This is a genomic window from Psychrobacter sp. 16-MNA-CIBAN-0192 (genome assembly GCF_040309565.1).
Classification (GTDB): Bacteria; Pseudomonadota; Gammaproteobacteria; order Pseudomonadales; family Moraxellaceae; genus Psychrobacter.
In genome coordinates this window covers 38,938-58,390 of sequence record NZ_JBEOOX010000007.1, presented here as the reverse complement: position 1 = coordinate 58,390, position 19,453 = coordinate 38,938, and the positions used below count along the sequence as shown (strand labels likewise).

Below are 19,453 nucleotides of genomic sequence, written 5' to 3'. Positions count from 1 at the left end.
CTTCATAGCCTGTTTTATGATTAGGTCAATAAAGAAAAGTTAGGCCGCCTTATTCGCTGCATTATAACTTTCATTACCAATCGTAGTCCCTGCAAAATCATCTGCTCCGATAGACTTACCGAGGACACGGTTACCGACGACACCTGAGGTGATAGAGCCACTGACATTCACCAGCGTGCGCATCATATCGATTAACGGCTCAATCGAAATCAACAATCCGGCAAGCTCTAACGGCATACCTAAAGTCGATAACACGATAATAGCAGCAAACGTCGCGCCACCACCCACGCCTGCTACGCCAAATGAGGCAATCATAGAAATACCTATCACAGAGGCGAGGAAACCAAACGACCAAGGGTCAATACCCATCGTCGGCGCAATCATAATCGCCAGCATAGCAGGATAGACACCGGCACAGCCATTTTGCCCAATAGTCGCGCCAAAAGATGCAGAGAAGTTAGCAATAGGTTTGGCCACGCCCAGCTCGTTAATCTGCGCATCAATATTCAATGGAATAGACGCCGCCGAACTACGTGAAGTAAAGGCAAAAGTTAAGACCGGTGCAATCTTCTTAAAATGGGTAATCGGTGAGCGACCCGTCAATGCAATAATGAAGGCGTGCACCAATAACATGATAAATAGAGCGACATAAGAGGCTAATAAGAACTTCGCCAATTGCCAAATAGCAGTCGCATCAGTGGTGACTATCACCTTGATCATTAGCGCTAAAATACCATAAGGCGTCAAACGAATGATAAAGCGGACTAAGGCCATAATCCAGCTTTGTAAGATGTCGATACCGCGAATAATGACCGCGCCTTTTTCAGGCTCATTTTTATTAACGGTCAATGCCGCTACCCCTAATAAGCTAGCAATGACTACCGCTGCTATCATGGAGGTGCTTTCTAATCCGGCAAAGGTGCCGCCGATACTAGTAGGAATAAAGCTTAAAATCAGACCTGGTATCGTTAGATCGGCCACTTCAGTGCTGCTCTCTATCATGCTTTGGCCACGAGCAATTTCTGATTGACCCTGCACGATTGAGCTGGCATCAAGATGGAATAGATTGGCAATGATAGCGCCATCTAAGGCGGCAATACCGGTGGTAATCAGTAAGGTGCTGATAATCCAAAAGCTCATCGAGCCGATCATAGAGGCTTTCTCTAGGCGAGCGATTGCAGCCAATATCGAAATAAAGACTAACGGCATAGCGATCATTTTGAGCAAGTTCACATAGCCATTACCCACGATATTAATCCAAGGTAAAAATTCAGTAGTATCAATGTTAAGGGCTGAGAGTATCAGGCCATAGACGACCCCAAGAAACAAGCCTAAAAAAACACTGCGACTTAACGAGTCACTTTGACGATGGTAACGCCACAAGCCATAAAGCAGTACTATAAAAACAGCAACTAATAATAAAATCATGGTGAGCACCCTAAACCGCTAAGAAATACAAAGTAATATAAAGAAAGACATAGAAAATATTGTGGGCCATTATCCTCATTTATCGCATGAGGTCCAACACTAAGTGATGATGTTGATATTCCATTTAGATATAAGTAACAAGATATCAAGTTGTGTTTTTACTTATTTATTGTTTAACAAGGTGAGGCGTAAGTTATATTCTAAAATTCCATTTGCAATCATATATATAGAATAATATTCAAAAAAACAGGCTATAGCAAATAATTGCTATAGCCTGTGAATGACTATAAAAACGCTAAATTAGGCAGTTAATCTAATTGTCTGGTTTTTAATTCAGGGTTGTTAGCCTCTTTAAGCGCCTCAACTTTACGATGCTTAAGTGACGCTAATAGTGCCCAGCCGATAAAGGCAATACCGATAAGACCAGTGATAAGCTCTGGCACATGGAACTTGACCGATAGCAGCATGATAATGGCTAACGCACCAATCGCATAATGTGCGCCGTGCTCAAGATAGATAAACTCATCAAGCGTGCCTTTATCTACCAAGAAGATAGTCATAGAACGCACGAACATCGCACCAATTGCTAGACCGAGCATGATCACGATAACGTCATTAGTAATCGCAAATGCGCCAATAACACCATCGAAACTGAATGAGGCATCAAGGACTTCTAAGTATAAGAAACCAATAATACCGCCTTTCATAATCGCGCTCGTTGCCGCAGCTCCTGAACCACTGGCTTCGTTTTCTAAATCTTCTTCTAAGTCGCCCTCTAACATACCAGAGACTACTTGCACGCCTAGATAGATTAAGATACCCCAAATACCTGCCATCAATACAGCATTGGCTTGCTCAGCACTGGCCCACGTGACGGCAACCATCAGCACAATAAGCGCCACAAAAACACTCATGGCATCAACTTTGCCCAGTTTCGCTAAGCGGCTCTCTAACCAATCGAACCAATGCACTTCTTTGTCGTCAAAGATAAAGTTTAAAAATACCAGTAATAAGAAAATACCACCAAAGGCAGATATTTCAGCATGATGCGCTAACAATCTTGCCGAGTATTCCTTAGGATCATTTAACGCCAGATTAATAACTTCCATCATGCCAAGGTCTGCGGTGACCGCAACAATGACAATCGGGAATACCAAGCGCATACCGAATACAGCAACTAAAATACCAACCGTTAAGAAAATCTTTTTCCAAAATTCGTCCCAGCCTTTAAGGACTGAGGCGTTAACTACCGCGTTATCAAATGATAACGAAATTTCCATCACAGCCAAAATGGCGGTAATTGATAGTGTGGCTATCAGCCCGCCCATACCACCATGTGAATACCCCCACCACGCAGCTACCGCCAAAGCGATTGCTGTGAAAATGAAGTCTAAATAAAAATGTCTCATGACATATCCTGTCTGGTTACGTAAAGCTTGTGCCTAGCGCTCATAGCGATAGATCAGTTATCAAGGAACAGATATCAAAGAAAGGATATCGGGAATATGATATGAAAAAACTGATATTTACCATAAGAGATAGACCATAAAAAAGCGGCTATCGCTAGCCACTTTTTGTGCATAATTTTAAATGAAACATAAAGCATTTTTCTAGGTTTTGCTATAGCGAATTGTGGCTATTTTGCAACCAACCGCGCTTTACCTTTTAGACACGATATCAGTAACCATATAAATATCAGTAACTGCCTAAATATTAATGCCATATTGATGACACATGGCTTGCAAACCACCTGCATAACCTTGACCAACCGCACGGAATTTCCACTCGCTGTTATGACGATATACTTCGCCAAATACCATTGCCGTTTCTACCGAATAATCTTCTGCTAAATCAAAACGTACCACTTCAACGCCCGTTTCTTCATTGACTACGCGGATAAAGGCATTGGCAACTTGACCGAAGTTTTGGCTACGAGCAGCGGCATCATGGATGGTTACAGTGACGACGATTTTATCGACATCAGCGGGAACTTGGGTAAGGTTGACTTTGATTACTTCGTCATCGCCATCGCCTTCGCCGGTACGGTTATCACCCGTATGTTCAACCGCGCCATTGTCTGATTTTAGCTGATTATAAAAAATAAAGTCATGGTCGCCGCGCACTTTACCAGTGGTATTGACTAGGAAAATACTGGCATCAAGGTCGAACTCAGCACCGGACGTTGCGCGCTCATCCCAGCCAAGTCCGATAAGTAATTTGGTTAAGTTTGGGTCAGTTTTGGTCAGCGATAAGTTACCGCCTTTATTCAATGATAAAGCCATGATATGTCCTTGTTATTGGAGTGACGTATTAGAGTCAGTTATTGCAAACAATTATTAAAGTAGCATGAAAATTATTAAAGTAGCATTAATAATCATGCTAAAAGTTTACAAAGTAGCGCTCTATCATAACAACAAAAAATGACCCAATCAAAGTCGATTGAGTCATTATTGTTTTAAAACCGTTATTGGCTAATAAACTTAAAGTTAATAGTCGTTAAACCAACTAATCTCTAGTCTTAAAAGACAGTATTTTTAAAGTATTACGCTTAACGATGGCGAATCTCAAAACTTTGATGAATCGGTTTTTTAACATCAAAATCAAAGCCAATGGTTTGCGCTGTGATATCAATAATATTGTAGCGTTCAGTTAATTGCTCATCCAACTCAAAACGAGTAAAGTTATTTGAGAAATACAATACGCCGTCAGCAGTTAAACGGTTCATCGCGCGATTGATAAGCGCAGTATGGTCGCGCTGTACATCAAAGGTGCCTTGGAATTTTTTCGAGTTTGAAAAAGTCGGTGGATCAATAAAGATAATATCAAACTGCTCCGTATTGTCTTTAATCCACTCAAAAATGTCTGCAGCGACAAAATGATATTTATTACCACTGACATTTAGACCATTCAGCGCAAAGTTTTGTTTGCCCCAGTCTAGATAGTTCTGCGATAAGTCAACACTGGTGACCTTTTTGGCGCCAGCCAATGCCGCATGCACACTGGCGGTACAGGTATAGGCGAATAAATTAAGAACCGCCTTGCCTTTACTATTGGCTTTGATACGCGCACGCATATTACGGTGGTCAATAAACAGACCAGTATCGAGGTAATCGGTGAAGTTCACGTAAAAATAAGCGCCATCTTCACGAGCAATATAAAACTTACCGCGCTTTTCCGTATTGCCTTGTTTGCTATATTGGTCATTACCCGATTGGCGGGCGCGAGTTTTGATAAAGATTTGCTCACGGTTAATACCAAACACTTCACGAATACCCATTAACGCCAAATTAAAGCGCTTTTTCGCGGTTTCAGGTGGTATGGTTTTTGGTGGCGCATATTCTTGTACGTGCACATAATCACCATATAAGTCGATAGCCACTTTAAAGTCGGGCAAATCGGCATTATAAACCCGCAAATTGCTGACATTTTCTTTACTGGCTTGTTTTTTTAGGCGACCCAAGTTTTTTTGCAAACGATTGATAAAATCTTGCCCTTCTTCAGACACGATTTCACGTTTTTCAAACTGGCTCATTAAATGACCAACTTTCCCAGCAATCAATGTGCCGTAACGGAAATAAACTGTGATTGCACCATTATGGCAGCGCAAGGTTTTTGGCTCTTTAATCGGTAAAATATCTACTTGTTCGACATGCGACGCTAATATGCCTAGCATTGGCGTGATACCACTACCGGCAAAGCTGTCTTGCAAAATAAGCCCAATCGCTTGATACAGCGGCTTAATCATCTCTTCATCACCCAAACGTTCACCATAAGGTGGGTTGGTGATAATCAGAGGATTGCTCAATCTGCCGTCATTAACCATCGGACGTAAGCGACTATTAAGTTGGTCAAGAGCGCGAGTTTCAAGGTCGATAAGGGGTAATAAGTCATGTAGACCAGCAGCGATTAAATTCTTCTCTGTCGCTAAAATAGCACCGCTATCAGCATCAAAGCCTAAAATAAGGGGCAAAGTATCAGGTTGTTCGCAAGCAATCGCTAGTGCTTCTCTAAAGCGCGTTTGTGCATCATCAATCATCGATAACCATAGTGTCTCGTCATGATGTTGCCATTGATAAAAACCAAATTGATTAGCCGCTTTATCAATACCGACCGCATAGTCGCAATGCATAAGCAAAGCTTCGATAAGAAAGGTGCCTGAGCCACACATTGGGTCGATTAAGGCATTATAGTAAGGCGCATCACCTTCATCACTTTTCTTATGCCAGCCTGCGCTATAGAGTAGGGCAGCCGCTAAGTTTTCTTTTAACGGTGCATCAGTCATTGCCACGCGATAACCACGGCGATGCAAGCTAGTACCTGATAAATCTAAATATAACTCTGCTTGTTTATCATTGACGGTAGCAAAAATAGAAAAGTCTGGGTTTTTACTGTCTACGTTTGGACGGCTGTCAAAAGCTTCAGTAAAGGTATCCGCAATCGCATCTTTGATACGTAACATGGCAAACTGCTGACTGACCGCAACGCGCTTATCGACAGACAAGCGAATAGCAAAAGTTTGCTCAAGTTTAAACTCTTTTGTCCAGTCAACCGACTTTGCCAAACCGTACAGCTGCTCAGCGACATCATATTCAGCATTGATATTTTTGCGTTTAATCAGCATCAATACGCGTGATGCGACCCGCGACCATAAACAAATTTGATATAAATCCTGTAACGAGCCGGTGACGGTCAGACGTCCCGTACTTTTTATTTCGCTCTCAATACCGAAGCTGGTTAGCTCAGTTTGTAGCGGTACTTCCAGCCCATCGGCACAGGTGATGATAAGGTCAAGCGATAATGCGGTCGATGTGGATAAAGCAGCGGGCGCGGTGTGTTCGGTCATACGGATACCTGTGTGGCTAAATGGGCTAAGCAAAAAGTAAAAAAAAGATTTTAACCGATGATTTTACCATAATTCAAAGCATATGTTTTAGAGCTAAGCACTTTTCCTTGTGGTAGTGGCTAATGCTCTTTGCTAATTGCTTTTCTTATCTAATAGTGGGGTTGTTGTGGCAGTTTCAGCTGTTGGTTGCTTATCAGCCGTAAACGATTGACCAGTGATAGGGTAATCGCTATCTTTCGGCATGAGTAGGCGTATATGCGGGTAGGGCGTCATAATATTGGCGGCATCAAAAGCGCGCTTAATATTCTCGGTAAGGTCTTCTTTAATTTTTGGCATGCGCGCCACCGAAGCAGGCTTGACCCAAAAGCGCACGATAAAAAAGATACCGGACTCGCCAATCTCGGCTACCGTTGCTGACGTTTCAGGACGACTTAATACCACATCAGTATCACTGAGTACCTTTAATATCTCACTACGCGCCGCATCAATATCACCTTCTAAGGCGATACGTACCCGAATATCAAAACGAATAAAGTTCTTCGATGTTAAATTGGTCACTTCAGAAGACGCTACTGTCGCATTTGGTACAATAACGGTGATGTTGTCACGGGTTAAAATATGAGTGGTACGCAGCGAAATGATGACCACGCGCCCCTCAACATCATTAATATTAATCCAGTCACCGACCTGAAAGGCTTGATCAATTAGAATAGTAATCCCAGCAATAAAATTCGCTAATGTTGACTGCGCGGCAAAGCCAACTGCTAAACCAACAATACCTAAACCTGCGACTAATGAGACAATATCAAAACCAAATTGCGCCATAACGCTGGCAAGACCAAAGACTAAAATCAATACCGTAAGAATGTTTTTGAGTAGCTGTTCAATAGAGGCATTAAGACCATAATGTTGCAGGACTTTATGGATAATCTGACCAGAAGATGCCCAGAGAACGTAGTAGATTCCTGCCCAAACGCTGGCCTTTGCCGTTGATTTAACCGTACTAGGATCAAAATAAATTTGGCTCATAATGGCAAGCATACTTGCCACCACCCACATATAACGCAGCACGGAACGTACAATATTAGCGCGGCGCTCATTCAGACGGATACGAGCGCTGTTATGTTTGACCAGATAAATCGCCAGCCAATAAAAAAACCCCACAATGACCAGCAATATGAGGACTTTGATGCTGCTACTGATTAACTCAACCGCATGCGCAGTCCAGTCGCGACTGTCTTCTTCTAGGGTGCCGCCAATGGCAAGGTATAGGCTGGAATGTAAGTCTCGAGCAATTTCTTGAAAAAAATCAGTAATACCAGCAATTGCCATTGTTTTATCCATGGGGTTTTAATAAGTAAGACTTATCTAAAAAGTGTACTCGGCACTGAACTAAAAACCATCTTGTATAGGTTTTTGGTCTTGGTAAGGAATAGACATTTGCGCTTGCACATCACGTAGAGCGGTGCGCAGACCCTCTAAAATGGTTGGATGATAAAATGGCGTATCCAGTAATTGTTTAATGCTTAAATCATTGGTGATGGCAACGGCTAAAATATGAGCAATATACTCAGCATCTGGTCCGACCATACTGGCACCTAAAATTTTATCTGTCTGTTTACAGCCATAAATATGCAATAGACCACAGTTGACGCCCATGACCCGGCTACGTCCTTGATTGTCAAAGCTGACTTTACCAATCACATATTCACGCTCTGACGCTTCAATTTCAGGGCGCGTCATACCCACATTTATAATTTGCGGCTCACAAAAGACAATGGATAAGGGGATGGCAGGCGAGCGAATATAAGCATCTGTGTTATTGGTGCATACGGAGCTACCGGCACTAAAGCCTTCATCGCTAGCAACATGGAGTAGGGGAATATGGGCATTGGCATCACCGATAATATAAACTTCTAAATCGCCGATTTGTCCCGTATTTATATCTAGATTTTGCGGACGGTTTTTCTCATCTAGCGTCACACCTAAATTTTCTATGCCCAGTTGGTCAATCGTGTTGCGCCGTCCGGTCGCGACCAAAACATACTCACCTTGCCATTTATGTGCGTGTCCATCGCTGTCTGTATAGTTGAGAAATGCTGTTGTTGCTTTCTCACTAGACTGATCATCGCTCGCATACTCGCCAACCTCTTCAATCTTACTGTTTAGCTGCATCGTTAATTCAGAGCTTAAGCACGCAACCGCTTTTTCATTAATAGCGTCATCTTTTAGACCAGCTACTCGATTATTACGATTAAATAACGTGACAGCAACGCCCAAACGGGTAAAGGCTTGCGCTAGCTCTAAGCCAATTGAGCCTGCACCGATAACCGCCATAGACTGTGGTAAATCATTTAATTCAAATACCGTGTCTGAGGTGAGTAATCTATCGCCAAGTTCTTCTGTCCAACCCTCAGGAATAAAAGGCGTACTGCCAGTAGCAATAATAATTTTATCGGCTTTTATATGCTCGTTATTAACCTCGATAATGCCTTCATTATTAATATACGCACGACCAGAGATTTTTTGATTTTCAGACCAACTCTCAACTTGTTGCTCAACAAAACCGGCAAAACGATTGCGCTCTGATTGCACACGAGCCATGACTTGCTGACCGTCGATTTTTACCTCAGAATGAATCCCAAATGCTTTAGAATCCTTGGCTTCATGCGCACGATTGGCAGCAGCAATCAGCAGCTTGCTTGGCATACAACCAATGGTGGCACAAGTGGTCGTCCAAAAGCCGTCATTGATAATCACAATATTATCGGTGGCTTTTTTGGCTTGGCGAAAGGCATTTTGACCTGCTGTACCCGCGCCAATAATAGCCACATCAACGTGACGGATACGGTTAGCCAAGCCGTTTTCTGAAACGCTATCCAATGTTGTAGTCATAGTGTTCTCTAATAACAGGTTTAGTTGATTGAATTATGATGTAGGCTCTAATGTACTTAGTAAGCGATCTGTATATCCAGCGGCACGTAGATTACGCTGCGCATGGGTTAATACACCGTGTTTATCAAAAACAAAAACAGAACGCACCAGACCTAGCGTGGTTTTGCCATACATATTTTTTTCTTGAATAACATCAAAGTGCTGGCACAGCTTTTCATCGCTGTCACTGATAAGCGGTATTTGCAGCTCATATTTAGCCAAGAACTTCTTATGCGAGTCAACGCTATCACGCGAGACGCCCACAATATCGTAGCCTAAGTTATCAAAAGCATTGATATTGGCGGTAAAATCAGTCGCTTGGGTGGTGCAGCCTGGCGTATCATCTTTTGGATAAAAGTACAAAATCAAACCTTTCCCAGTATGCGCCAGCATCTCAGTCAAGCTTAAATCATCATGAATAAAGTTACCATCCAGCTCACGTACCATGGTTACTGGAAAATCTGGTAAGGTAATCGCTTCAGTTGTAGGCTTTGCCATTATTAAATCCTTTTAATTATAGTGTTTATAAAGTTATTATTGATAAGGTTACTGTTTATAAGTTCTAAGATAGCGGTTTAGAATATCAGTCTTACATTTTGGGTGTTTATTGGCAACTACTAACCATAAAAAAAGACTGACATTTGCCAGTCTCTTAAGTGGTAAAGGGTTGTATGAACCCTTTACCCAAAAATAAAGGGTTATGCAGGTTTTTGTGGCTGTTTTAAATCAAGACCTACGGTGCACTGTTGTAAGTCTTTTTGCATTTTTTTCACATAGGATAGTTTAGAGGGGTCTTTTTTGCTCTGCGCGTAGCTTTCAATTTCCCACATTTGACCGATGGTCATTTGGCTACGAACACCAATGGTACAATTACATAGCTTGGTCGCTGTATTTTTATCAGCAACTTTGTACTTTACAGCACCATTAACACAGTTGTTAATATTTTCTTGTTTGATATCTAAAGCATTGGCTTGTGGCATTATCATCATACCAATAAACGCTAGTGGTAAAAATTTTAGCAGCTTCATAAATGTTCTCTCAAAGGCGGCATCAATAAATATATTGAAGAAATAACTGGAGTAAAAAATAAATAAACGAAAATTGATTATAAAGGCAATCGGCTACAAGATAGCAATTATTTTTGCTAAGAAATACTATGCGCTTGCTGTATTGATGCAAGCGAATGTTACGCCTATGTTTAAATATATGTAAGTTATACTTATTTAACCAGTCGTTAATTTATCAATTGGTCATTAATCATCATGCATAGCCAAATTAATAATGGCTACAATCAACATACTTAATAAGCGAAATAAGTCACCAGCGACCACTAAAACTACTGTCTACTTTTAAGCTTGATAACGTGTTGGGTCGGTAATGCCTACTTGAGCAAAACCTTGACGCCGTAGCGCGCAACTATCACATACACCGCAGGCGCGACCTTGTGCATCGGCTCGATAACAGGAAATCGTCTGACCGTAATCTACGCCAAGGGACAAACCAAGCTCAATCGTTTGTGCTTTTGATAATTGCTGTAATGGTGTTTGAATATTTAAATGATGACCCGTTACGCCCGCTTTGGTCGCCAGATTTGCCATATGCTCAAAAGCAGCAATATATTCAGGACGACAATCCGGATAGCCGGAATAATCTACTGAACTAACCCCAATGACAATATGGTTGGCATCGGTCACTTCTGCCACCGCCAGCGCATACGATAAAAATATAGTATTGCGTGCCGGCACATAAGTATTAGGAATGGCGTCGTTATCAATTTCATCGTGTTTTTTATTTGGGAATTTATCAGTGTCGCCGTCAGGGACAATCATACTATGGTCGGTGAGCGATGAGCCGCCAAGTTGGGCAATATCAATATCAATAATACGATGATTGACCCCTGCTGCATCCGCAATAGCTTTTGCCGCGACCAACTCGCTATTATGACGCTGTCCATAATTAAAGCTAAGCGCTGTAACGGCAGCATAGCGCGCTTTTGCCCAATAAAGACAAGTGACAGAATCAAGCCCACCGGATAACAGCACGACGGCATTTTGAGTATGATAAATAGGAGTAGAGGTAGCGTCGGTCATAGTTGATTCTATTATGATTAAGAAGGAGGATGAAAATTAATGGCTATCTTATCAAAATTCACGTCATTACAAAACTGTGACTTTATGATGCTATCAAAAAAGGCTGAAATCCGTAATCGGCAACGCTGGAAATCATTGCCACTTAATATGCAACATAAGTGTCCATCACGTGACATAAAACAAGCTGATACCTCGCTCACTTAGTTTTTCAATATATGGGTAAATTTTGCTATAATAGCGCCTGTTTTTATCCTATTCTGCCTTGTATTTTGCGTAGTAAACGCTTTTTAGCGCAACCCTTTTATTGTCTAGACAACGAGTAATTTATGACCTCAGCCACCTTGTTTACGCCCAATGCCGCGCCCCAAGCTGCTGCTTCTACCGACATTGATTTTCATAACGAGTTTGCCCAAGCGTCAGATTTTTTGCAAATAGACAATTATGATTATGATGATAACGACAGTGATGACGAAACCGATAAAGACAGCGAAAAACAACAGGATGGTTTAAATACTGTAATGAACAATGGTGTGCCTGGTTTTGCACAAGCGGCTATAGACTCAGCTCAGTTACGCAGACTACAAAAAAGACTGCGCAAGCAAGTATCATGGGCGATTCGTGATTTTAATATGATTGAAGATGGCGATGTGGTCATGGTTTGTGTCTCTGGGGGCAAAGACAGCTATACCATGCTTGATATTTTGCTCCAGCTAAAACGTGCGGCTCCTATCAAGTTTGATGTGGTAGCAGTTAATCTTGATCAAAAACAGCCCGGTTACCCTGAAGATATCTTACCTGCTTACCTAAATGAGCAAGGCATTGCCCATTATATTTTAGAAAAAGACACGTATAGCATTGTTAAAAGCGTGGTACCAGAGGGCAAAACTTACTGCTCGGCATGTTCACGATTGCGCCGTGGCTCGCTGTATGGCTTTGCCAAACAAATTGGTGCGACCAAGATTGCCTTGGGTCATCATCGTGATGACATGCTTGCCACCTTCTTTTTAAATCTGTTTCATGGCGGCGCGCTCAAATCTATGCCACCAAAGCTACTTAGCGATGATAAGCAAAATATGCTGATTCGTCCACTTGCTTATGTTGAAGAAAAAGACATTATTGAATATGCGCGCTTAAAGCAATTTCCGATTATTCCCTGTAACTTATGTGGCAGTCAGACTAATCTGCAACGCGCCATTATTAATGACATGCTACGAGAATGGGACAATGCCCATCCGCAGCGTTTAGCCTCTATTTTTAAAGCCATGCAAAATGTTGCCCCGTCGCAATTAGCCGATCGTGAATTGTTTGACTTTGAGGGCTTAACATTAGCGCGTGATGATGAAGAACGCTTGTTTGAAGGGGATAATATTCAAGCAGGGCAGACGGACAGTTTAGCTGAAATTGGCTTACCCGTTGCACCACAATCACGCACTTTTAACCCTAAGTATGCAGATAAGCCGCTTGCTAATAAGACACATGCTAATCAACCAGCTGATGAATCTAGTAAAACGCTAAAAAAAATTCCAACCATCAATCCAGTTATTTAGACGCTATAACAAGTAAGTATTGCATCAAAAAAGCCAGCTGATATGAGCTGGCTTTTTTGCGTTATAACCTTCAAAACAGATATTAAAAGCCAGTTGTTGAAAACGAGCTTTTAAAAAGTATTAGCTTTTTGCAAAGACTGGTAACGGATTAAAACTTACTTCTGAACGTGGTAATTTTGCCACATCTTTCATACGCCAGTCGCTTTTCCCATCGTGGCTAACTTGCAGATAATATTTAGCTTTCACCTCATCTAACTTTACTTGCGCGCTATATTTATTGCCGCTTTGGTGCTGCAGTACCACATCGCGATCTTTATGCACATCTGTTGCATGAGAAATAGAAAGGTCTAACGTGTCAGGGTAAGTTAACGTCTCACCATTGAGTAATTTGCCCGTTTTTAAGCTCTGCTCAGGATAGTTTAGATAAAACGTCACTTCACCGGTCGGTGAAAACTGCATCTTACCGTGCAAGTCCAAATCATAAGTTAGCTTATCACGACCAACATCATGATATAACGTTTTACCATCCATATACCAGTCGTCACGTACCACGCTATCACGGATTTGATAAGAGTAATAGACGAACCAAATACAGGCAATAACCACAAAAGCAGGCATGCCGATAACAAAAATCACCACCATATAGTTCTTATACCAAGGTTGGCGGTCTTGCTGTTTGAAATTTGAGGACTGAATGGGTTGAGACATAATAGACCTATTTAACCTATGTGTATCAAGGTCACTATTTAATATAGTGCCTCTAAACATCATCAATAACTGGAATTTAGCTAACTAATACTTGAATAACAGGTACTTGAATAACGGCTACTTTAATAAAGACGGCTCTAATAATGAAGCTTAAATGTTTATAACTGAAATACTTATAACTCAAATAATTGCAGATCAGTATAGCGCGATTAGAGTCGCATAGCATCAGCTAAGCATTTGATAATCAATACTTAGCTACAATCTTAATAAACCTATTGTCCCTGAGTGGTAAAGATATTCTGCTTACTGACTTTATATTGACCATTTTCACTGACCACATTTAAAGTGACCGCTGTTTGACCTTCAGTAATGGTATCAGGGTCGCCATAAATACTAACAGGCATATCGAAACTTTCACCGGGCTCTAGTGGCACATCATTGAAGCGCAATTGTAAACTTAAACCCTTTTGCGGTGCTAAGGTGATTTTATAGGTGTGAGGGTCTTGAGTTTTATTGGTCAGTTTAACGATATAACTGTTTTCAATCATACCTTGCGCATTGAGTGCTGACAACTGATTGCGGTCGCGGCGAATATCAATCTCAAGCGGTACGCGATCGGTCAAAGCATATACCACACCGCCACATAGCAAGGTTAATAAGGTGAGGTAAGCAAAGAAACGCGGACGGAATACATGGCTCTTCTCTTTTTCTGCCAATTGCCGCTCGGTTGTATAACGAATCAGCCCGCGAGGATAGCCCACTTTATCCATAACATCGTTACAAGCATCAACACAGGCAGCACACTGAATACACGCCACCTGCAAACCATCCCGAATATCAATCCCAGTAGGGCAGACCTGCACACACATCATACATTCAATACAGTCGCCTAAATTCTCAGGATTGGTACCTTTTTTACGGGTACCACGAGGCTCACCGCGTTCATAATCGTATGAAACTACCAATGTATCTTTATCAAACATCACACTTTGGAAGCGACCGTAAGGACAGATTTGGATACACATTTGCTCGCGCATGTAGCCGGCATTAACATAGGTTGAGAATGCAAAGATAAATATTGACACCCATATCCACGTTGACCAATCAGGAAACGGAATAAAGCCTATCATCTGCCAGCTGCTATATAAGGCATCGGTTCCTGATACATAACTGACGAAAGTAGTCGCAGTAATCATCGAGAATACAAACCAAATAAAATAAACCAAAAAGCGCTTAAAAGCTTTAGTCGCGCTCATCGGCTCTTTATCGAACTTAATACGTTTGTTACGGTCGCCAATCACTAGTTTTTCAACATACTGAAACAGATGCGTCCAAATAGTTTGTGGACAGGCATAACCGCACCAAACGCGACCTGCATATACGGTCACCATAAAGAGTGTGAAGGCGGCAATCAACGCAAACGCCGCAATAAAATAAAAGTCTTGCGTTAAAAAAGTCATACCAAAAATATAATAATGCTGAGATGGCACATCAAACCAAATGGCCTGTCGTCCGTTGTAGCGTAGCCACGGCAAAATCAAAAACAGCGCAAGTAACGCATACATGCTAATAACACGGATATTTTGATAAAAACCCGTGATAAAACGAGGATGAATACGTTTTTTAGTGGCGTTAAGATCGACTTCAATAACGGGAATACGATTGGGTTGTGGTGCTGACATAAACGTGCCTCTTTAAAAAAAAGAATCAGTCTGCTGGCATGGGTAACAAACATCTATAGTGCAGATAAGATGAAGGGGTCGTACTGTTATCAATGTCAGTAAGTAGTGAAATTCTAAATCAATAGAACATTACAACAAACAAATGAGCAATTATAAATAACGAAAATCAGTAGTCATTATTTTAACACTCCCTCTGATATAAATGGGGGAATAATCCACAAAAGCAATATTAGAAAGTAGTTAATATAAAACTGCAGCCTATATTATGTATAGCATGCAAGTTATCAGTACCGAAATATATTGATTATAAACGCTTGTTTATTATTAAATTATATTACACGGCTAATTACTGTTGCTTAGTAATCAATAAGCAATATCAGAAAAATAAGCAGCAAGAATTAATTATAAAAAAGGATTTAAAAAAATATCCATTAAAAAAGGAGCACTGCAATGACAGTCCTCCTTGTTGTAATGCATTAGATTTTATTAAGTTAAACTAATTTACTGAGCAGGAGCTTGCGCAGTTTTAACGGCTGTCGCTACAGGTGCTTTCATCGCCGCTGTATTGCGATCCGATAACGAGTAGACATAAGCTGCAAGCAACATAATACGCTCATTACCTAGCTTTGATTCCCACTGTGGCATGACGCCCGCACGACCATAACGCAACGTATCACGAACGACTTCACGCTCACCGCCATATAACCACACGTTGTCCGTTAGGTTAGGGGCACCCGCTGAAGTCATACCTTTGCCGTCTTTACCATGACAAAGCGCACAATTTTGATCAAAGATAGCTGCACCTTGTGTGACAAGGGTTTTATCCAGCTCGCCATTGCTCTTACTGCCCTTACTAGAAGATAACGATAGCACGTATTCAGATGCTGCACGTACGCCATCTTCACCGATTTGATCACGCCATGCTGGCATACCGCCCACACGACCCTTATGCAAGGTAGCTAGAATATGGTCAGCTTCACCGCCATACAACCAATCATTGTCAGTCAAGTTAGGATAGCCTGTGGCGCCTTTAGCATTAGAACCGTGACAAACCGAACAGTTCTGTAAAAACAGACGACTACCCACTTTCAATGCATTTGGGTTTTCAGCCAGTTTTTCCACATAGGGTGCTAATTCTGCCGTAGCTTCATCAATCTTCGTTTGCAAGTCCGCAGGCGGCGTTTCACTACGACGTAGTGTTGCTTGCATACCAGACAAGCTTGCTAACGTTTTTGTTGCGCCACTTGCACCAGCTTGAGCCAAAATACTTTTCTCAAAGTTATCAGTGAATACCTTGTTGTTCTTTTCAAGATCACTGTTTAGCTCGTTATGCGACGTCCAAGGTACGGTTTCGCCATCCACTTGTACAGTTGAGATACCATCCCAATGCTTTGGAAACATTGCTGGAAAAAATATCCAATAAGCGATGCCCCAAACGATAGAACCAAAAAAGATCACTAACCACCATTTTGGCAAAGGCTTGTCATACTCTCGGATACCATCATATTCATGACCTGTCGTACCATCTTCTTCTACTTCTGGCTTAAATTTTAATACCATCAATAAAACGCCAAGGATGAAAAGCCAACACCCAAAACTTAAGATGGTAATCCAAGAACTCCAAAAAAATGTCATTGTTCATCCTTATTGCGCTGCTCTTCAGACAAAGCTTCAATGTCTTTGTCATCAAGCGCAAGTTGTGCATCTTCTTCGAAGCGTTTTTTGTTTTTTGGCGAATACGCCCACCATGCAACACCTACGAAGGCAATAAAGGCAGAAACGGTCGCAATTGTTTGTAATTCACCAATACCCATTAGCGCTGTCCTTCCATAGCCGTACCTAGCTGTTGCAAATAAGCAACCAAAGCATCAAGTTCGGTAGCACCAAGCACAGCATCAGGTGCGCCTTCAATGTCTTCATCAGTGTAAGGTACACCGAAGCGATCACGGAACAGGCGCATTTTATCCTGAACATTCGTACCGTTGACTTCGTTTTTGGCAAGCCAAGGAAAACCTGGCATAACCGACTCAGGCACAAGAGAGCGAGGTGCGATAAGATGTTGCTTTTGCCAATCTTCAGAATAGCGTCCACCAACACGTGCTAAATCAGGACCAGTACGTTTCGATCCCCAAAGAAAAGGGTGATCCCACGTCGACTCAGCAGCACGCGAGTAAGGTCCATAACGCTCAACTTCTGCACGTAATGGACGCACCATTTGGGTATGACAGACGTGACAACCTTCACGGATGTAAATGTCACGACCTTCAAATTCAAGCGCAGTCCAAGGTTCCATAGCAGGCAAGGGCTTGTTAACCCCGCCTTCTTCAGCACCCTTATAATCGTATATTAGCGGTACAATCTCAACGAGCGTTGCAAAGCTAATGGCAATAACGATACCGATGACCAACAAGCCTGTATTTTTTTCAATAATTTCATGCGGTGTACCAGCCATGATCGCTCCTTATACTTTAGCTGTCGAAGTTTGATCGACACTAGGTTCATGATCAGTCGGATCAGCAATATCTACTGGCTTACCTTCTGGCATCTTAAGCGTTTTATAGACATTATATGCCATAACAAACATACCAGATACGTAGAGCAGACCACCAAACGCACGACCAATATATGGGAAATGCGAGAACTCAACGGTATCAACGAAACTATATACCAAAGTACCATCAGGATTAGTAGCCAACCACATCATGCCTTGACCAATACCTGAAATCCACATAGAAACGATATAGAAGATCGTACCGGCAGTCGCTAACCAGAAATGCGTCGTAATTAAGCTGATAGAATACATTTTTGGTTTATTATAAATACGTGGTAATAGCACATATAGTGAACCAATAGTAATCATACCAACCCAGCCAAGTGCCCCTGAGTGTACGTGACCTACTGTCCAGTCGGTATTATGCGATAGCGCATTGACCGTCTTAATAGACATCATTGGACCTTCAAACGTTGACATCGCATAGAAAGATAACGCGACAATCATAAAGCGAATGATAGGATCGGTACGCAATTTATCCCAGCTGCCTGATAACGTAAGTACGCCGTTAATCATACCGCCCCAAGAAGGTGCAAATAGGATAATAGAGAAGACCATTGCTAGAGATTGAGTCCAATCTGGCAGCGCTGAATAGTGTAAATGGTGACCACCAGCCCACATGTATGAAGCAATCAATGCCCAAAAGTGAACGATAGACAAACGATAAGAATAAATAGGACGACCAATCTGTACTGGAACGAAGTAATACATCATTCCAAGGAAAGCTGCCGTCAGATAAAAACCTACCGCGTTATGCCCATACCACCACTGCACCATCGCATCCGTTGCACCGCCAAATAACGAATAAGACTTAAAGGCGCTGACCGGAATTGCCATACTGTTGACGATATGAAGCAAGGCAATGGTAATAATAAAGGCAGCGAAAAACCAGTTAGCCACATAAATATGTGAGGTTTTACGCTTGATTAACGTACCAAAGAACACAATCGCATAAGAAATCCATACCAATGCAATTAAGATATCAATCGGCCACTCAAGCTCAGCGTATTCTTTCGTTGAGGTCAAACCTAATGGTAGGGTAATGACAGCAGATACAATGACCGCCTGCCAACCCCAGAAGGTAAACCATGCTAAATACGGAGCAAATAACCGCGTCTTACAGGTACGCTGAACGATGTAATAAGACGTTGCAAATAAGGCACTACCACCAAACGCGAAAATAACCGCATTGGTATGCAGTGGTCTTAGACGACTAAATGTGATCCAGGGAATGTCAAAATTAAGTGCTGGCCATGCCAGCTGTGACGCAATGAAGACACCGATACCCATACCGACGATGCCCCATACTACGGCCATAATCGTAAAGAATCGTATGATGGTGATTTCATATTCACGATCAACTGGGGCGACTGCTGTGTTTTGTAAACTCATTGGATGATTCCTTTACAGCCCGATTTATCAGGAGCATTAACTCATGCTTACGATATCGTTTTTTAGCAAAAAACACGATATAACCAGATACACAGGTGCTCTTAGTACATGCTAGTGTCTGACCTCATCACTCTCACAAACGGTATTAACTAACGGCTCAGCTTACTGATTATCAGCTGTTGCTGATAGGCAAACGTCATTAACAAGGGCGCATGCGACTAAGCGGGGATAGTATAATTAATACGGTTGTTAAGGTGTTAAATGAGTAACTAAAAGAG

17 protein-coding genes are annotated in these 19,453 nt (G+C 41.8%); 2 read left to right on the top strand and 15 right to left on the bottom strand.

Annotation, left to right across the window (positions count from 1 at the left end; all coding sequences use genetic code 11):
• Nucleotides 1-39: 39 nt before the first annotated feature.
• The 9 genes from AAEY78_RS07655 to queC all read right to left on the bottom strand — a co-directional run bounded on the left by AAEY78_RS07655 (nucleotide 40) and on the right by queC (nucleotide 11,295).
• Nucleotides 40-1,428, bottom strand: a complete 1,389-nt coding sequence (locus AAEY78_RS07655) for a cation:dicarboxylate symporter family transporter (protein WP_502943709.1) — start codon at nucleotides 1,426-1,428, stop codon at nucleotides 40-42.
• A gap of 308 nt (nucleotides 1,429-1,736) precedes the next feature.
• A complete protein-coding gene (locus AAEY78_RS07650; protein WP_352338684.1) occupies nucleotides 1,737-2,837 on the bottom strand; it encodes a DUF475 domain-containing protein in 1,101 nt (366 codons plus the stop codon).
• A gap of 297 nt (nucleotides 2,838-3,134) precedes the next feature.
• The gene (locus AAEY78_RS07645) at nucleotides 3,135-3,710 is read right to left on the bottom strand and encodes a TerD family protein (RefSeq protein WP_352338683.1); all 576 of its coding nucleotides are present in this window, start codon (nucleotides 3,708-3,710) and stop codon (nucleotides 3,135-3,137) included.
• Nucleotides 3,711-3,976: 266 nt separating this feature from the next.
• Entirely contained in the window at nucleotides 3,977-6,271 is a 2,295-nt protein-coding gene (gene rlmKL / locus AAEY78_RS07640; RefSeq protein ID WP_352338681.1) for a bifunctional 23S rRNA (guanine(2069)-N(7))-methyltransferase RlmK/23S rRNA (guanine(2445)-N(2))-methyltransferase RlmL, read from the bottom strand.
• A 132-nt stretch (nucleotides 6,272-6,403) separates the two neighbouring features.
• Nucleotides 6,404-7,603, bottom strand: a complete 1,200-nt coding sequence (locus AAEY78_RS07635) for a mechanosensitive ion channel family protein (RefSeq protein WP_352338679.1) — start codon at nucleotides 7,601-7,603, stop codon at nucleotides 6,404-6,406.
• A 60-nt stretch (nucleotides 7,604-7,663) separates the two neighbouring features.
• Complete coding sequence (locus AAEY78_RS07630; protein ID WP_352338678.1) at nucleotides 7,664-9,166, bottom strand: dihydrolipoyl dehydrogenase; 1,503 nt, start codon at nucleotides 9,164-9,166, stop codon at nucleotides 7,664-7,666.
• Between the two features lie 33 nt (nucleotides 9,167-9,199).
• On the bottom strand, nucleotides 9,200-9,703 hold the full coding sequence (locus tag AAEY78_RS07625) for a peroxiredoxin (protein WP_352338676.1): 504 nt from the start codon (nucleotides 9,701-9,703) through the stop codon (nucleotides 9,200-9,202).
• Between the two features lie 200 nt (nucleotides 9,704-9,903).
• Nucleotides 9,904-10,233 (bottom strand): hypothetical protein, encoded by a 330-nt coding sequence (locus tag AAEY78_RS07620; RefSeq protein ID WP_352338674.1) that lies wholly within the window; start codon nucleotides 10,231-10,233, stop codon nucleotides 9,904-9,906.
• Nucleotides 10,234-10,554: 321 nt separating this feature from the next.
• The gene (gene queC / locus AAEY78_RS07615) at nucleotides 10,555-11,295 is read right to left on the bottom strand and encodes a 7-cyano-7-deazaguanine synthase QueC (protein ID WP_352338672.1); all 741 of its coding nucleotides are present in this window, start codon (nucleotides 11,293-11,295) and stop codon (nucleotides 10,555-10,557) included.
• A 39-nt stretch (nucleotides 11,296-11,334) separates the two neighbouring features.
• On the opposite strand from queC, the gene AAEY78_RS07610 reads away from it, so the two are divergent.
• Nucleotides 11,335-11,499, top strand: coding sequence for a hypothetical protein (locus tag AAEY78_RS07610; protein WP_352338670.1), 165 nt, complete (start codon nucleotides 11,335-11,337; stop codon nucleotides 11,497-11,499).
• Between the two features lie 314 nt (nucleotides 11,500-11,813).
• Nucleotides 11,814-12,842 carry a tRNA 2-thiocytidine(32) synthetase TtcA gene (gene ttcA, locus AAEY78_RS07605; protein WP_352338768.1) on the top strand — a complete coding sequence of 343 codons (1,029 nt, stop codon included), beginning with the start codon at nucleotides 11,814-11,816 and terminating at the stop codon, nucleotides 12,840-12,842.
• Between the two features lie 120 nt (nucleotides 12,843-12,962).
• Here the strand turns inward: ttcA and AAEY78_RS07600 are convergent, their stop codons facing one another.
• The 6 genes from AAEY78_RS07600 to ccoN all read right to left on the bottom strand — a co-directional run bounded on the left by AAEY78_RS07600 (nucleotide 12,963) and on the right by ccoN (nucleotide 19,175).
• A complete protein-coding gene (locus AAEY78_RS07600) occupies nucleotides 12,963-13,550 on the bottom strand; it encodes a FixH family protein (RefSeq protein WP_352338668.1) in 588 nt (195 codons plus the stop codon).
• Between the two features lie 272 nt (nucleotides 13,551-13,822).
• Nucleotides 13,823-15,232: a cytochrome c oxidase accessory protein CcoG gene (ccoG, locus tag AAEY78_RS07595; RefSeq protein ID WP_352338667.1), complete on the bottom strand. Its 1,410-nt coding sequence runs from the start codon at nucleotides 15,230-15,232 to the stop codon at nucleotides 13,823-13,825.
• A 501-nt stretch (nucleotides 15,233-15,733) separates the two neighbouring features.
• Nucleotides 15,734-16,867, bottom strand: coding sequence for a cytochrome-c oxidase, cbb3-type subunit III (gene ccoP, locus AAEY78_RS07590; protein ID WP_352338665.1), 1,134 nt, complete (start codon nucleotides 16,865-16,867; stop codon nucleotides 15,734-15,736).
• The gene (locus AAEY78_RS07585; protein WP_352338664.1) at nucleotides 16,864-17,046 is read right to left on the bottom strand and encodes a cbb3-type cytochrome oxidase subunit 3; all 183 of its coding nucleotides are present in this window, start codon (nucleotides 17,044-17,046) and stop codon (nucleotides 16,864-16,866) included. Before AAEY78_RS07585 ends, ccoP begins: the two co-directional genes overlap by 4 nt.
• Nucleotides 17,046-17,684, bottom strand: coding sequence for a cytochrome-c oxidase, cbb3-type subunit II (ccoO, locus tag AAEY78_RS07580; RefSeq protein ID WP_352338662.1), 639 nt, complete (start codon nucleotides 17,682-17,684; stop codon nucleotides 17,046-17,048). The genes AAEY78_RS07585 and ccoO overlap by 1 nt, the downstream gene beginning before the upstream one ends.
• 9 nt (nucleotides 17,685-17,693) lie before the next feature.
• Nucleotides 17,694-19,175: a cytochrome-c oxidase, cbb3-type subunit I gene (gene ccoN, locus AAEY78_RS07575; protein WP_352338660.1), complete on the bottom strand. Its 1,482-nt coding sequence runs from the start codon at nucleotides 19,173-19,175 to the stop codon at nucleotides 17,694-17,696.
• Between the last annotated feature and the right edge of the window lie 278 nt (nucleotides 19,176-19,453).

Excerpts from the sequence above, each read along its gene's own strand:
- AAEY78_RS07655 (WP_502943709.1), bottom strand. The coding sequence starts at position 1,428 with ATGATTTTATTATTAGTTGCTGTTTTTATAGTACTGCTTTATGGCTTG.
- AAEY78_RS07650 (WP_352338684.1), bottom strand. The coding sequence starts at position 2,837 with ATGAGACATTTTTATTTAGACTTCATTTTCACAGCAATCGCTTTGGCG.
- AAEY78_RS07645 (WP_352338683.1), bottom strand. The coding sequence starts at position 3,710 with ATGGCTTTATCATTGAATAAAGGCGGTAACTTATCGCTGACCAAAACT.
- rlmKL (WP_352338681.1), bottom strand. The coding sequence starts at position 6,271 with ATGACCGAACACACCGCGCCCGCTGCTTTATCCACATCGACCGCATTA.
- AAEY78_RS07635 (WP_352338679.1), bottom strand. The coding sequence starts at position 7,603 with ATGGCAATTGCTGGTATTACTGATTTTTTTCAAGAAATTGCTCGAGAC.
- AAEY78_RS07630 (WP_352338678.1), bottom strand. The coding sequence starts at position 9,166 with ATGACTACAACATTGGATAGCGTTTCAGAAAACGGCTTGGCTAACCGT.
- AAEY78_RS07625 (WP_352338676.1), bottom strand. The coding sequence starts at position 9,703 with ATGGCAAAGCCTACAACTGAAGCGATTACCTTACCAGATTTTCCAGTA.
- AAEY78_RS07620 (WP_352338674.1), bottom strand. The coding sequence starts at position 10,233 with ATGAAGCTGCTAAAATTTTTACCACTAGCGTTTATTGGTATGATGATA.
- queC (WP_352338672.1), bottom strand. The coding sequence starts at position 11,295 with ATGACCGACGCTACCTCTACTCCTATTTATCATACTCAAAATGCCGTC.
- AAEY78_RS07610 (WP_352338670.1), top strand. The coding sequence starts at position 11,335 with ATGGCTATCTTATCAAAATTCACGTCATTACAAAACTGTGACTTTATG.
- ttcA (WP_352338768.1), top strand. The coding sequence starts at position 11,814 with ATGAACAATGGTGTGCCTGGTTTTGCACAAGCGGCTATAGACTCAGCT.
- AAEY78_RS07600 (WP_352338668.1), bottom strand. The coding sequence starts at position 13,550 with ATGTCTCAACCCATTCAGTCCTCAAATTTCAAACAGCAAGACCGCCAA.
- ccoG (WP_352338667.1), bottom strand. The coding sequence starts at position 15,232 with ATGTCAGCACCACAACCCAATCGTATTCCCGTTATTGAAGTCGATCTT.
- ccoP (WP_352338665.1), bottom strand. The coding sequence starts at position 16,867 with ATGACATTTTTTTGGAGTTCTTGGATTACCATCTTAAGTTTTGGGTGT.
- AAEY78_RS07585 (WP_352338664.1), bottom strand. The coding sequence starts at position 17,046 with ATGGGTATTGGTGAATTACAAACAATTGCGACCGTTTCTGCCTTTATT.
- ccoO (WP_352338662.1), bottom strand. The coding sequence starts at position 17,684 with ATGGCTGGTACACCGCATGAAATTATTGAAAAAAATACAGGCTTGTTG.
- ccoN (WP_352338660.1), bottom strand. The coding sequence starts at position 19,175 with ATGAGTTTACAAAACACAGCAGTCGCCCCAGTTGATCGTGAATATGAA.